This is a genomic window from Undibacterium umbellatum, from assembly GCF_014284125.1.
In the GTDB taxonomy this organism is placed as follows: domain Bacteria; phylum Pseudomonadota; class Gammaproteobacteria; order Burkholderiales; family Burkholderiaceae_D; genus Undibacterium; species Undibacterium umbellatum.
This window is the reverse complement of record NZ_JACOFX010000002.1, coordinates 171182-185650: the sequence shown is the minus strand read 5'-3', so window position 1 is coordinate 185650 and position 14469 is coordinate 171182. Positions and strand designations below refer to the sequence as shown.

The window sequence follows — 14469 nt, the reverse complement described above, 5'->3', positions numbered from 1 at the left end:
CTATCTTATGGGTGAACGTTACCTGCGCAGCATACGATTACTGTCGGAATGCATGCAATTATTTGAACAAGCTTCTGCCAGGAATGTGCGCAAGCTCGGTTTCACACATTCGCAATTCGATATCATTGCCACCCTGGGTAATACGCCAGGCATGACTTGCAAAGAACTCGGCGAAAAAACCCTGATCACCAAGGGTACGCTGACAGGCGTGCTGGACAGGCTGGAACAAAAGGGTTTGATACTGCGTGAACGTGGCAACGATGACAGACGCCAGTTATTCATCAAGCTGACTGCTGCGGGCGAAGCCACCTTTGATGACATCTTCCCAAAAGTAGTACAGTCTGGAAAGCAACGCTTCAAGACATATACAGAAGACGACTACCTGAGCCTGGAAAGCAGCTTACTCAAACTCAGGCAGCATTTGCAGGAAGACGACTGTCAATAAATCGTCTGCCTCCATCAATCCGCTTTAAATACACATCACGGATTGAGCTCAAGATTCATTTCACTTCCAGCGTGTCACCTACAATTGGCCCCTTCCCGCTGAAACGATCCAGTGCCAGGTAAATCACGGGTGTAATAAACAGGGTAATTGCCTGGGAAAAGATCAGGCCACCAACAACCGCCAGACCCAAGGGCTGGCGCAACTCAGCCCCTGCCCCAAGGCCCATGGCAATCGGCAAGGCACCTACCAGCGCCGCCAGCGTAGTCATCATGATGGGGCGAAAGCGTTGTATGCAGGCTTCGCGTATCGCTTCTGGTGGGGTCATGTTGTGATGTCTTTGTGCATCGAGCGCAAAATCGATCATCATGATGGCGTTTTTCTTGACGATACCGATCAGCAGCAAAATACCGATGGTGGCGATCAACGTCAGGTCCTCACCAAACATTTGCAAGGTCAGCAGCGCGCCCACTGCGGCAGAGGGCAAGCCAGCCAGGATGGTAATCGGATGAATGTAACTTTCATACAGTACGCCCAGCAAAACATAGATGACCAGCAAGGCGGCAACGATCAAAATAATCTGGCCTGATTGCGAATCCTTGAACACCGCTGCATCACCGCCATAAGTCGTGATAATCGACGCTGGCAATTTGATTTCTTCACGGTACTTTTCTATCGCATTGGTAGCATCACCCAAAGCCGTGCCAGGAGCCAGATTGAAAGACACTGTCACCGCCTGCAATTGCCCTACGTGATTGATGGCAGTCGGCCCTACTGTGCGCTTGACCGTAGCAATGCTGGATAAAGGCACCAGGGCACCGGCATTGCTGCGTACATAAATGCCATTGATGGCGCTTTCATCTTTCTTGGCATTTGGTTCTACTTCCATGATGACTTGGTAGCTATCGACATTGGTATACATCGTCGATATCTGCCGCTCACCAAAGGCGCTATACAAGGCAGAACGTATGCTGTCCATGGTCACACCCAAGGCATTGGCCCGATCGCGGTCGATATCGACGCTGGCCTGCAAGCCTTTCAGTTGCGAGTCGGTAGTGACATCCTTGAAGCCGGGGTCACTGCGCAGTTTTTCTTGCAGCTTGATGGCCCAGTCACTCAGGGAGCCAGCTTCCACACTTTGCAGGATGTATTGATACTGGCTCTTGCTCGGCCTTCCACCTAACTGCAAGTTTTGAGTGGGGCGCAGGAAGACAGAAATGCCAGGCACTTCATTGAGCTTTTTGCGCAAACCATCGACCACTTCCTTCATGGGTTTGCGCTCACCTCGCGGTTTCAGGTTGACGAACATCCGGCCATTATTTTGCGAACCACTGCCGCCGTTGAATGAGGTTGCAGTTGCCACATTCGGGTCATCCCGTATGATTTTGGCGACCTTATCCTGCAAGATCACCATCGCAGGAAAGGAAGTTTCCTCTGCCGCCTCGGTCGAGACATTGATCTGGCCTATGTCTTCTTGCGGAAAAAAGCCCTTGGGTATGACGTTGAACAGATAAGCTGTTGCAGCAAATGTTGCCAGCGCAATCAACAATACGACTTTACGGTGTTGCAATGCCATATCCAGCCCGCGGGTGTAAGTACGCAAGGATGCATTAAAGCTGCTCTCAAATACATGCAACATCGCAGCTATCGCTTTTGGTGGTTCTTTGAGCTCATGTTCGCTCTTCAAGAAGCGGCTGGCCAGCATGGGCACCAGGGTCAACGAAACAAATGCTGAAGCGACGATCGCCAGGCTGACAATGACAGCAAATTCATGGAACAACTGACCTATCACGCCGGGCATGAAGAAGATGGGAATGAACACCGCCACCAGCGAAGTGGAAATCGAGATAATCGTGAAACCCACTTCACGTGAGCCTTGCAATGCCGCCTTGAAAGGTGGCTCGCCATTTTCCACATGGCGCATGATGTTTTCCAGCATGACGATGGCATCATCGACCACCAGACCAACCGCCAGCGTCAACCCCAATAAGGACACATTATCCAGCGTATAACCAAAGCCCCATAAAAGGCCAATAGCACCAATCAGCGAGACCGGCAGGGACAGTGTAGGAATGATGGTTGCCACCATGCGACGCAAGAACAGGAAAATGACAACAATGACCAGAAAGATCGTCAGCAGCAAGGTCAGGTTCACATCATGCAAGGCATCACGAATGGAGACTGAACGATCATTCACCAGATTCATTTTCACCGACGCTGGCAATTGCGCCTTGAAGCCAGGCAAGGCGGCCCTGATGGAATCAACCACTTTGACGGTGTTGGCATCGGTCTGCCTTTGTATCGCCAGAGTGATTGAGCTTTCACCATTGAAATTGGCGGCAGTCTTGACTTGCTCATAGCTGTCTTCCACTGTCGCAACTTCGCGTAAACGCACGACTTGCCCGCCTTTGTTGCTGACCACCAGATTGGCAAATTCAGCCGCGCTTTGCATTTGTTTATTGGCCAGCAAGGTCAGCGTTTGCTTGTCACCTTCCAGCGTGCCAACTGGAGTGTTCGCATTCGAGGTGCGGATCGATGCGGCCAATTCATCCAGTGTCAGGTTACGCGCCTGCAGAGCGTCCGGCATGACACGTATGCGCACCGCGTAACGCTTGATACCAAAAATATTTACCTGGGCCACACCTTCCAGCGTAGACAAGCTGGGCGAAATCAGATGCTCGGCATAACTGGTCAACTCAGACAAGCTCAGTGATGGCGAGGTCAGGGCGATAAATAGCACAGGTGCATCGGCAGGATTAACCTTGCGATACGAAGGTGGTGACGTCATGTCCACCGGCAAGGAACGGGTCGCCCTCAGCAAGGCCGCCTGTACATCCACGGCGGCAGCATCGACATTGCGGTTCTGGTCGAACTCCAGTGTCAGCGAAGTTGAGCCCAGGGTATTGCTGGAACTGATGATCGACAAGCCTGGTATGGTGGCAAACTGCTTTTCCAGTGGCAATGCGACCGAGGTTGCCATGGTTTCAGGACTGGCACCTGGCAAGTTGGCATTCACGCTGATGACCGGCGTGTTATAGCTAGGCAAGGCGGCGATAGGGATATAACGATAAGCCAGAAGGCCGCCGACGATGATGGACAGATTCAACAATACCGTCATCACCGGACGGCGTATAAATAATTCAGACAAATTCATGATGCGCTCGCTGCAGAAGCTGCGGTGCTGGTAGCCGGGGAGCTGGCTGAAGCATCAGGCTTAGCAGCTTCCTTGCCCGCCTTGTCAGCCTTGCCCTTGCCTTCTTTGCCATCTTTGCTATCGCCATTACGTTCCTTGACGCTGCTGCCTGGGCGCAAGTTTTGTTTGCCATCCAGGACGACTTTGGCACCTGCTTCTACACCAGTCACGACAGCTTCATTACCAAACCTGTTGGTGACGACCACAGGCTTCATGATTGCCTTGCCTTCGGCATCGACAATGTACACAGAGCTGGCCCGAGGGCCGACGATGACCGCATCCTGGGGAACCACGACGACATCTTTCAAAGTCTGCACGCTGAGTTCCAGATTGGCATAAGCGCCAGGCCAGAGCTTCAATTCCTTGTTATCAAACACTGCCTTGACTTTGATCGTGCCGGATGCGGCATCCACGGCATTATCGACAAACTGCAATTTACCTTTGAACTTGACGCTAGTATCGGGCAGGCTGGCCATGACATAGCTGTCGCTACGTTTCATGCTTTCGAGTGCATCCGGCAAGTTGCGTTGTGGCAGCGGGAAGGTAATCGCGACCGGGTCCATCTGGGTAATGCTGACCAGCGGTGTCGCCGTCGCACTAGGCTGTACCAGAGAACCGGGGAAGACGTTGATAAGGCCAGTACGGCCAGCCGATGGTGCGACAATACGATTGTAGCTGAGAGCGACACGGGCCGCACTCACGGCCGCCTTGTCTGAAGCGATGACAGCTTGTTGGGTATCTACCTGGGTCTGGCTTGTGTCGGCTGCGCTTTGAGCAACAAATTTCTTGCTGACCAAGTCCTTGCTGCGCGCGAGTTGTCGCTGATAATCTGCCAGTGTTGCCAGATCCTTGTCCAATTGTGCCTGGGCTTTTGCCAGATTGACTTCGTCTGCACGGCTATCCAGGGTAAACAAGACATCACCAGCTTTGACAAACTGGCCTTCCTTGATATGCACCTTAGCGATGGTACTGGTGACTTGCGGCCTGATATCGACAGTATTCAATGCCGAAACCACACCGTTTGCGCTGATCCTGACATCATAGTCACGTTTTTGCGCAATGATGGTGGAAACGCTTACAGGGCGATTCTGCGCTGCACCAGCAGCACTTCCAGCTTTTGCTGTGCCGTCACCCGCCGCTTTGTCAGATGATTTGAAGTAAGTATAGGCTGCAGCAGAAGTAGCCGCCAGGGCAGCCACGATGATCAGGGTTTTGAATTTGCTCATATTATTTTTATCCAGTGCAGAGGTGCGTCCAACAGACATTTGCATAACGCAGCCAGCTACTTCCACTGGCTTGATTGACAGCTACTTGATAGTTTCGTTCTTGCGCTTCGTTTTGCAATCGCCTCTGAGACTCGGTACAACAACAAAAAGTTCAGACTTGAATGCTAACAAAGAAAAAGCCAGCACACAGGCTGGCTTTCATTTTAGATACCTTCCGTTACATGGAAGAGACACAATTAGGTATTTTCAGCAAAGTACTTAAACAAGGTGTTTACAAAAGCTGTTTAAGCCAAGCACTGACAAAATACTTATACAACTGCGCCATCTGTATCGTCTTTTTCCTTGACGGGCTTGATCAGATCTTCACGCTTGACGCCCAGCCACATGGCAATCGCTGCCGCCACGAAAACCGATGAGTAAATACCGAACAGAATACCTATCGTCAGTGCAACTGCAAAATAATGTAAAGTCGGGCCGCCAATCAACAACATCGACAATACCATCAACTGGGTACAGCCGTGGGTGATGATAGTACGTGAGATGGTGCTGGTAATAGCATTGTCGATGACTTCAGTGACAGACATCTTGCGCTGCTTGCGGAAGTTTTCACGGATACGATCGAAAATAACCACAGACTCATTCACCGAGTAGCCCAATACCGCCAACACGGCAGCCAGTACCGACAAGTTGAATTCCCATTCAAAGAAGGCAAAAAAGCCCAGGATGATGATGACGTCATGCAAGTTGGCGACAATCGCGGCTACCGCAAACTTCCATTCAAAGCGTATGGCCAGATACAGCATCACGCCCAATACCACGAACAACAGGGCCATCAAACCATCGTGTGCCAGTTCATCACCAACCTGCGCACCAACCAGCTCAACGCGCTGCAATTTCACCAGTTCTTTTTTGTCTGCATCCTGACAAGCCAGTTTTTCAGATGTAGTGCCACTTTCCGCACTGGCCGGGACTTTCGTCAGACTGCCCTTTTCGATTTTGCACAGTGCTTCAAACACCGTATCAGCAGGACTGGTCTTGGCATCCTTTTTGGTTTCAGGCAAACGAATGACAACGTCCTGTGCCTTGCCAAAGGTTTGCACTGGTGAATCAGTGAAACCCAGTTCCTCTACTGTGTGCCGTATCGCATCAACATTGGCGGCCTTGGGGTAAGTCACCTCCATGACAGTACCACCAGTAAACTCCACCGAGAAGTGCAGACCCTTGTGCAGCAGAAAAAACACAGCTGCAACAAAGGTCAGAGCAGAAACGACATTGAAAATCAGCGCATGGCGCATGAAAGGAATGTCTTTTTTAATGCGAAATAATTCCATAATGAATCCCTGTATTCTTGTTTGGCTGGGCGCTTACTTCAACGCGTTTTCTGTTGGTTTCCAGATTTGGCCAATTGAAATGGATGTCAGTTTTTTCTTTCTTCCATACCAGAGATTGACCACACCGCGTGATACAAACACTGAAGAGAAAATCGAAGTCACAATACCCAGACAGTGAACCACGGCAAAGCCACGTATCGCACCAGAGCCAAACACCAGCAAGGCCAGACCAACGATGAGGGTAGTCACGTTGGAATCCAGAATTGTTGCCCAGGCGTGATCAAAACCTTCTTCTATGGCTTTTTGCGGAGATTTGCCAGCACGCAATTCTTCGCGTATGCGCTCATTGATGAGCACGTTCGCATCAATCGCCATACCCAGTGCCAGAGCAATCGCCGCAATGCCAGGCAAGGTCAGTGTTGCCTGCATCAGTGACAAGATCGCCACCAGCAACAACACGTTGAATGACAAAGCCAGCACACTGAAGAAGCCGAACAACAGATAATAAGCCATCATGAAAACGGCAATCGCAGCGAAACCATAGATGGTGGAATTGCGACCCTGCTTGATGTTTTCCACCCCCAGTTGCGGGCCTATGGTGCGCTCTTCTATGATTTCCATAGGAGCAGCCAGCGAACCAGCACGCAGCAGCAAGGCCAGGTCACCAGCAGCAGAGGAAGAACCCATGCCGGTAATGATGAAGCGATTGCGCAATTCATCATTAATGGTAGGTGCAATCAAGACTTCGCCCTTGCCTTTTTCAAACAGCACGATGGCCATGCGTTTGCCTATGCGTGTGCTGGTCGCATTACCCATACGTTTGCCACCGTCGCCATTGAGGTCTACGCTGACAGCTGGCTGCTGATTCTGATCAAAACTGGAAGCTGCATTAGTGATGTCATCACCAGTAATGACTGGATCTTTGGTGAGTATCAAATATTCACCACGGTTGGAAATGAATTTTTCTGAACCATAAGGAACTGCTGTATTGGCATCGACTGTGCCAATCACACTTTCATCCAGCAAGCGCACTTCCAGCGTGGCCAGGCGATTGATAATACTCTTGGCGCGTGCAACGTCTTGTACGCCAGGCAATTGCACGACGATACGGTCAGCACCCTGTTGCTGAATGATGGGCTCAGCCACGCCCAGTTCATTCACCCGTTTGGACAAGGCGGTAATATTTTGTTTGATACCTTCAGAAATGACTTCTTTCAGCGCACTTGGTTTCAGCTTGACTTGCAAACCAAAATCAGTGCCTTCAGTGCCAGCGGTATCGACCAAATCCACGTCAGGCATCTGGGAGGTCAACACTTTCTTGGCTTTGATGCGCTCTTCTGCATCACGGAATTTCACCTTGATCAGATCACCCTCACGGCTCAGGCCTGCATGACGGACTTCTTTTTCACGCAAATTGGCACGCACACTGGACAGCAAGCCTTGCATGCGTTTGTTCATGACAGCCTTGGTATCGACCTGCATGAGGAAATGCACACCGCCACGTAAATCCAGGCCCAGATACATGGGCAAGGCATGCATGCTCTGCAACCACTTCGGGGTATTCGGCAAAAGATTGAAGGCCAGGGTATAAGCAGGATCGGCCGGATCAGCATTCAGCGCTTTTTCCAAAATAGCTTTGGCTTTGAACTGGGTATCCGTATCTTCAAAACGGGCGCGTACCGTGCCTTGTGTGCCGTTATTTTCGTAGAAAATATCCTTGCTTTTCAAGCCGGCTTGTTCCAGCGCTTTTTCAACGCGGCCGGTCATATCGGCTTCGACTTTGACGGTGGCTTTACCGCTACTGACTTGCACTGCAGGTGATTCGCCAAAGAAATTGGGCACGGTATAAATGGCACCGAACACCAGGGCGATCAGAATCAGTATGTACTTCCAGAGTGGATAGCGATTCATAATTGGGGGAAAATAATTGGAAGCTAAAAATGCACAACGCAGCCCAGATTATTTTTTGGACTGCGTTGCCGTTGTTTGCTGATTAAATCGCTTTAATCGTGCCCTTGGGCAGCATCATCGTGATGGACATTTTTTGCACGACGACTTCTGTTCCATTGGCAACTTCGATAGTGACATAGGCATCGCTAACCTTGACCACTTTACCCAGTATACCGCCTGCCGTGACCACTTCATCATTTTTTGCCAGAGCATCCATCATTGTTCTTTGCTCTTTCTGACGCTTCATTTGCGGACGTATCATGAGGAAATACATCACTGCTACCATCAGGAGCAAAGGCCACATACTCATCAGATTACTCTGGAGATCGCCGCCAGCGGCTGCTTGTGCATAAGCATTGGAAATAAACACGTTCAGACTCCTGTCATTTTAATAATAGATCACCAGCCTCCATGTTTGAAGCCGGATACAAATAGTTGCAATTCTCGGTATATAACACCATTTTCTGATTTTTCAATCAGCAAAGCTCCCTATTTTAGCATCGCCCATGCAAATTGCTCGAAATTGTCAGGATATCTGTAAAGAAAGCAGTACACAGAAATTAAAACAGGCAATCGCCAGTTAGCCTGGAGAATTGCCTGTTTTTTTACACTGCCAATTTATTACATAAACAAGTAATTTTTAACGGCTAAAGGGTTTACCGTTTACTGACAGACTGCCTTGCTTCCATTCAATTTTGGAATTCAACATCTTGCCATTACGCGTGATAAAACCTTGTCCTTCAAAAGCCGAGATTTGCTGATTCAGTGAAGCCAGCGCCGCCTTTTGCATTTCAGGGTCTTTTTGCGAGGTTCCAGCCATTTGAGCAACCAATGTCTCGGTTAAAGTGATATCCAGATTACTTTGTATTTTTGAAATCATCATTATGGGATTGGCGATATCAGTTGCGGTGGCACCAGCAAGTTTGGCAGAACCGACCAGCTTGGCCTCTCCATCGGCTGTCATCACACTCAGACGTTCCAGCACCAACTCTGGGTCTTTTTGCAAAATCAGCGGAGCGACTTCATCCCATACTACTTTCAACGTCCCCAGCTTTTCTGGATCACTCATCGCGTTTGTATAGGCAGTAGAAATTTTCGCCAGCGATGGGCCGTGCAGGCGCTTGACACCATAGTCATAATGGAAGTCACTGAAAGCCTTCTGGTCCAGAACAAATTTGCTGACACCAATTTTTGCTGCCAAATCGACCAACTCATCTTTCATACTGACATCAGTACTCAGCTTGAACTGTTCCAGCGTAAAGCTTTTTTGCGGCCCCTCAGGATCGGTGACATTGATGCTGGCGATCGAAGCTTCTGTCTTGCCCAGATAAAGGCTGTTGGCAGGATAAGCCCTGCTGACATCGCCTTTCAAGCTAATTGCACCCAGTTTGAATGACAGGCCATCTGCACCATCTACTGATAATCCGGGCGCGTTGAAATTGACATTGATATCTTTGTAATCTTTAACAAAGCCGACTTCCATCGTCAAACCCTGCCAGACGACTTTTTCTTTATCCTTTTCAAGCACAGTATTAAATGCCGGGCTGGAAATATTGACGCGACCGCCACCGCCGTAGTTCAGCTTGGCAGAAATCTCCAGCGGATTGGCTGTACCAAATACCTTCGCAAGTTGCGCCTTGGTTTCTTCATCCAAAACCAACTCTGTCTTGATGGAAGCTGCACCAAATCCGCTAAAACCAGGCAAGGGGCCGTGCTGAATACGATTGATAAAGCGCAGCTGTACAGGCTTGGCTGCTTTTTCTGTTGGGGCAGGCACAGTTTCAGCTGCACTTCCCGATGCATCTACTGGCTCTTCTGCAACATCGTCATCTGACTGATCTGCGGCATCTGGCCCAGGAAAATCAGGCTTTTTTAGGCCTGGGAGATTAGCCAGTGTCAATTCCAGCGTTGTCTCTTGCACCGATGAAAACACGCCACGCTGATAATCTTGCTTGATCACTTTGACATAGGGAGAAAACTTGGACTGATCATTGGATTCTGTCAGTTTGGCTTCCACCTGTTTTCCGGTGTACCAGGATGCTGCCGGATATGACGCCGCCAAAACCACTACCACCGCGATCAATTTCATACTTTTGTTCACAAACTTTCTCCGTTTAAACTGCCGATATGCCATTTTTTGGCTTTAGCCAATGTGGCCAGCGAGGAGTGTAGCAAGCTTCTTTTGGATTGTCATTCTTGCATTCTACAAAGCAGACTTAAGTATGTGAAAAATCCGGCATTTGCCCTGGCCCTACCATCAAAATAGGGATGGCAAGTTCCAGCTCGCCATCCCCGCACTTTTCAGGTATTTTCTTCAGTCTGTTTTAACTGCTCCGTATGGTTGCTAAAGCAAGTTCCGAAGTATTTAATGCTCCCTCAACAAAGCCCTGGTAATCGGAATAAGCCTCACCAACGATATGGATATTCTTGGCACCGCTGCCAAAGTCAAATGCCTTGAAAACATCCATGACCTTCCATGAACGCACCCCTGGTTGCCAGCCGTGATTGGCCGCTCCATAAGGTGCCCTGGCCCAGTCGCGTATGCCATAGGTGACGATGGAGTTCTTGATAAAGTCACGGGTGTCTTCCAGCGATTTTTCTTCAAACATGTGCTGGGCCTGGTCTGTCAGTTTCAAGCCGGAACGTTTGATATCGACGAGGCGTTTGACATCGCGCGCGACGAACAAAGAGAACGCATCGACGATCTTGACGTTCTGGTCGATCTCGGCGCGGTCATGCTTGTCGGTTTCCATGACATAGTGTTTCCAGAATTCTGTCGATGGACGGTCCATGTACAGCAAGACCATGCCATGTCCATCCTTGTCCTGACCTTGCGGGCGGCGGAAATAATGGATTTCACGGGTAGGCAGGCAACTCGCATATTGCTGCGGACGCTGCGAATAATCCCACCATGGTGAATCTGTCACGAAGAACAGTTTCAACATGGGGAAGCCATTGACCGCATCCAGTTGCGAGGAGACGTGTTCAGGCAGGCAGGACGCCAGTTTTACCAGCGGCATTCTTGGCAAAGCCAGGATCAGCCTGTCGGTCTGCAACTGTATATTGCCATTCTTGGTATGCACATCCAGCTCCAGCCTGGGCTGGCCCATGGCGATTTGCTTGAAGCTGGTCAGCATATGGCCACCGGCCAGGGTCACATTGCTGAGGCTGCGCAATTTGGCCATCAGGCTCTCGGTCAGTTTTGCCGTCCCACCATCCACGCTGGCCAGTTGCTGTCCTACGGTTTTCAGGGCGCGCAGCCACCAGATGATCCATTCGATCGCATTCAGGTTTTCCGGGATCATGTGATAGAAAGTGCCAGTATCGCGCAGCTTGGTCAATGCCAGATGGCTGAGTGCACCCTCGGCGGACATGGCGTTCCAGAAACCCATGCTCCACAGCGGTTGGCCATTCAGTTGTGCATGCTTGCGCATGCGCTGGTAATCGGCTTCGGTTTGCGCATCTATCCAGGCCTGGTCTTGCGGATCTTGTCCCATAACCAGCATGATGCCGCGCTTCAATAATTGCAGGGAATTGAGTCCCATTTCCTCAGCGGGCAAATCATAGGTAGGTGCGTTGACTTCTTCACCTTCGGGGCCGCTGAACTCAGTCAGCTTGACGCCGAGGTCACGGCACAACTTATCGAAACGCGGCTGCAGGGTGGGCTCGAAACGCATCGGACCCCATTCAGCGATGAAGCCATCCAGGTCTTCAGTTTCTATGCGGCCACCCCAGCGGTCAGATGAGGCTTCCAGCACCACGACTTTTTGCCCGGCCAAGGCCAGACGCCAGGCGCAATACAGACCAGAAATGCCGCCGCCGGCAATAATGACAGGATGATAATTCATATCAGACCTCTAGTATTCATTTGTCCACTCGGACGAGAGCGCCATTTTGCCTGCAAGCGGCCTGAATATAATTCGTATTACTGATCAGTCCATCACTATTTACCGTATTTAATCAGACAACTATTTCAAACCCCGCGCGCCCGGTCAGCATGGAATTGCTGTACAAACTCAGGGAAGCGCTCATCGTCGAGTGCTTTACGGATGTTTTTCATCAAATCCAGGTAGTAATGCAGATTGTGAATCGTATTCAAACGAGCACCCAGGATTTCGCCAGTGCGGTGCAAATGATGCAGGTAAGCGCGTGAAAAATTCTTGCATGCATAGCATTCACAAGTTGCATCCAGCGGCTCTTTTTCTTCCTTGTAGCGCGCATTCTTGATCTTGATATCGCCAAAGCGGGTGAAGATCCAGCCATTGCGCGCATTGCGGGTAGGCATGACGCAGTCAAACATGTCTATGCCATTGGCAACACCAGCCACCAGGTCTTCTGGCGTACCAACGCCCATGAGGTAATGCGGCTTGTTTTCTGGCAGCTTGGGGCCGACATGCGCCAGTACGCGCATCATGTCTTCTTTGGGCTCGCCAACCGACAGGCCGCCGATGGCAATACCGTGGAAATTCAGTTCATTCAAGCCAGCCAGGGATTCATCGCGCAGGTGTTCAAACATGCCACCCTGGACGATGCCGAACAAGGCATTCGGGTTTTCGCCCTGGTTGAATTCATCGATGGAACGCTTGGCCCAGCGCAAAGACATGCGCATGGATTTACCAGCTTCCTCAGTCGTCGCTGGTCTGCCATCGATCTCATAAGGCGTGCATTCATCAAATTGCATGACGATGTCAGAATTCAGGGAGCGCTGAATCTGCATGGAAATCTCTGGCGATAAGAACAGGCGCTCACCGTTGATAGGCGAAGAAAACTTGACGCCCTCTTCGGTGATTTTGCGCATCGCACCCAGCGAAAATACCTGGAAGCCACCAGAGTCAGTCAGGATAGGTTTGTCCCAGCCCATGAAATCATGCAGGCCACCAAACTTGTTGATCACATCCATGCCAGGCCGCAGCCACAGGTGGAAAGTATTGCCGAGGATGATATGGGCATCAATCTCTTTCAATTCCAGCGGCGACATCGCCTTAACCGAGCCATATGTACCAACTGGCATGAAGATAGGCGTTTCTATTTCACCATGGTTGACTTTGACACGGCCACGACGTGCAGCGGTAGTTTTATCTTTTTTAATCAGTGTAAATTCAAGCATGGTCTTCCCCGGAGGAATTGGTCAGCAGCATGGCATCGCCATAGCTGAAAAAACGATATTGTTGAGCAATTGCATGTGCATAAGCGGCGCGGACGCGATCATACCCGGCAAATGCCGATACCAGCATCATCAAAGTAGATTTTGGTAAGTGGAAATTGGTGATAAGCCTGTCTACGGTTTTGAATACATAGCCGGGCGTGATGAACAGGCGGGTGTCATCACTACCAGCCTGCAAGGCACCAGTTTGCGAGGCAGACTCGAGTGCGCGCATGCTGGTAGTGCCAACAGCGACCACTTTACCACCTGCGGCTTTGATGGACTGCACGGCGGCCACGGTCCCCTCTGGCACGGTATACCATTCGCTGTGCATCTGGTGATCTGCCAGGTTTTCGGTACGCACAGGCTGGAAAGTGCCTGCGCCCACATGCAGGGTCACATAGGCGAGTTTGATACCCTTGTCCTGGCAACGCTGCAAAAGCGCCTCGTCAAAATGCAGGCCAGCCGTTGGTGCAGCTACCGCACCCGGCACGCGGTTATACACGGTCTGGTAACGCTGCTCGTCAAAGTCATCTGCATCATGTTCTATATAGGGCGGCAAAGGCAAACGGCCATAAGTTTCCAGCAGCGTGAAGATATCAGACGGGAAATACAGGGTAAAAAATTCACCGACACGCTCACCGACGACCACGTCGAAACTGTCAGCCAAACGGATTTTACTGCCTGGTAGTGGCGACTTGGAAGCGCGCATCTGTGCCAGTACGCTGCGTTCCTTGTCATTATTGGACAGCACACGCTCCACCAGCATCTGTATCTTGCCGCCACTTTCCTTGACGCCAAAGAAGCGCGCCTTGAGTACGCGGGTATCATTAAATACCAGCAAATCACCGGCACACAGTTGATCAATGACATCAGCAAAATGCCGGTCTGTCAATTGATCACCATCTACATGCAAGAGGCGCGAAGCGGTGCGATCGGGCAAAGGAGTTTGCGCGATCAGGGCTTCAGGCAGTTCAAAATCAAAATCACTTAGGGAGTAAGACATGCAAAAATTCTACAAAAAACGAGGGTAAAACAGGAAAAACAGACATAAAGCTACTTTACACTGTATAAAATACCAGTAAAATGCACACTATCGTAGCAAACCCGGGTAAGATCACAGACAAACAGCCTGAAGCCCAAGGTTTTGTGAATTTCCTGAAAAAAGTAAGCTAACAGCAAAA

General features: G+C 50.3%; 10 protein-coding genes. 1 reads left to right on the top strand and 9 read right to left on the bottom strand.

Features of this window, described 5'->3' with window-relative positions; all coding sequences use genetic code 11:
- Positions 1-7: 7 nt before the first annotated feature.
- On the top strand, positions 8-445 hold the full coding sequence (locus tag H8L47_RS05320; RefSeq protein WP_186952191.1) for a MarR family winged helix-turn-helix transcriptional regulator: 438 nt from the start codon (positions 8-10) through the stop codon (positions 443-445).
- Between the two features lie 55 nt (positions 446-500).
- Here the strand turns inward: H8L47_RS05320 and H8L47_RS05315 are convergent, their stop codons facing one another.
- The 9 genes from H8L47_RS05315 to queA all read right to left on the bottom strand — a co-directional run bounded on the left by H8L47_RS05315 (position 501) and on the right by queA (position 14291).
- On the bottom strand, positions 501-3596 hold the full coding sequence (locus H8L47_RS05315; protein ID WP_186952190.1) for an efflux RND transporter permease subunit: 3096 nt from the start codon (positions 3594-3596) through the stop codon (positions 501-503).
- Positions 3593-4861 carry an efflux RND transporter periplasmic adaptor subunit gene (locus H8L47_RS05310; protein ID WP_186952189.1) on the bottom strand — a complete coding sequence of 423 codons (1269 nt, stop codon included), beginning with the start codon at positions 4859-4861 and terminating at the stop codon, positions 3593-3595. Before H8L47_RS05310 ends, H8L47_RS05315 begins: the two co-directional genes overlap by 4 nt.
- Before the next feature lie 308 nt (positions 4862-5169).
- Positions 5170-6192, bottom strand: a complete 1023-nt coding sequence (secF, locus tag H8L47_RS05305) for a protein translocase subunit SecF (RefSeq protein ID WP_186952188.1) — start codon at positions 6190-6192, stop codon at positions 5170-5172.
- A gap of 33 nt (positions 6193-6225) precedes the next feature.
- Positions 6226-8103 (bottom strand): protein translocase subunit SecD, encoded by a 1878-nt coding sequence (gene secD / locus H8L47_RS05300; protein WP_186952187.1) that lies wholly within the window; start codon positions 8101-8103, stop codon positions 6226-6228.
- An 82-nt stretch (positions 8104-8185) separates the two neighbouring features.
- Entirely contained in the window at positions 8186-8452 is a 267-nt protein-coding gene (gene yajC / locus H8L47_RS05295; protein ID WP_230413645.1) for a preprotein translocase subunit YajC, read from the bottom strand.
- A 330-nt stretch (positions 8453-8782) separates the two neighbouring features.
- Entirely contained in the window at positions 8783-10243 is a 1461-nt protein-coding gene (locus H8L47_RS05290; RefSeq protein ID WP_222616418.1) for a YdgA family protein, read from the bottom strand.
- 223 nt (positions 10244-10466) lie between these two features.
- Positions 10467-11990, bottom strand: coding sequence for a flavin monoamine oxidase family protein (locus tag H8L47_RS05285; RefSeq protein ID WP_186952184.1), 1524 nt, complete (start codon positions 11988-11990; stop codon positions 10467-10469).
- Between the two features lie 125 nt (positions 11991-12115).
- Positions 12116-13249, bottom strand: a complete 1134-nt coding sequence (tgt, locus tag H8L47_RS05280; RefSeq protein ID WP_186952183.1) for a tRNA guanosine(34) transglycosylase Tgt — start codon at positions 13247-13249, stop codon at positions 12116-12118.
- Entirely contained in the window at positions 13242-14291 is a 1050-nt protein-coding gene (gene queA, locus H8L47_RS05275) for a tRNA preQ1(34) S-adenosylmethionine ribosyltransferase-isomerase QueA (protein WP_186952182.1), read from the bottom strand. Before queA ends, tgt begins: the two co-directional genes overlap by 8 nt.
- Between the last annotated feature and the right edge of the window lie 178 nt (positions 14292-14469).

Coding starts and splice junctions, on each gene's coding strand:
- H8L47_RS05320 (WP_186952191.1), top strand. CDS start 8: ATGGGTGAACGTTACCTGCGCAGCATACGATTACTGTCGGAATGCATG.
- H8L47_RS05315 (WP_186952190.1), bottom strand. CDS start 3,596: ATGAATTTGTCTGAATTATTTATACGCCGTCCGGTGATGACGGTATTG.
- H8L47_RS05310 (WP_186952189.1), bottom strand. CDS start 4,861: ATGAGCAAATTCAAAACCCTGATCATCGTGGCTGCCCTGGCGGCTACT.
- secF (WP_186952188.1), bottom strand. CDS start 6,192: ATGGAATTATTTCGCATTAAAAAAGACATTCCTTTCATGCGCCATGCG.
- secD (WP_186952187.1), bottom strand. CDS start 8,103: ATGAATCGCTATCCACTCTGGAAGTACATACTGATTCTGATCGCCCTG.
- yajC (WP_230413645.1), bottom strand. CDS start 8,452: ATGAGTATGTGGCCTTTGCTCCTGATGGTAGCAGTGATGTATTTCCTC.
- H8L47_RS05285 (WP_186952184.1), bottom strand. CDS start 11,990: ATGAATTATCATCCTGTCATTATTGCCGGCGGCGGCATTTCTGGTCTG.
- tgt (WP_186952183.1), bottom strand. CDS start 13,249: ATGCTTGAATTTACACTGATTAAAAAAGATAAAACTACCGCTGCACGT.
- queA (WP_186952182.1), bottom strand. CDS start 14,291: ATGTCTTACTCCCTAAGTGATTTTGATTTTGAACTGCCTGAAGCCCTG.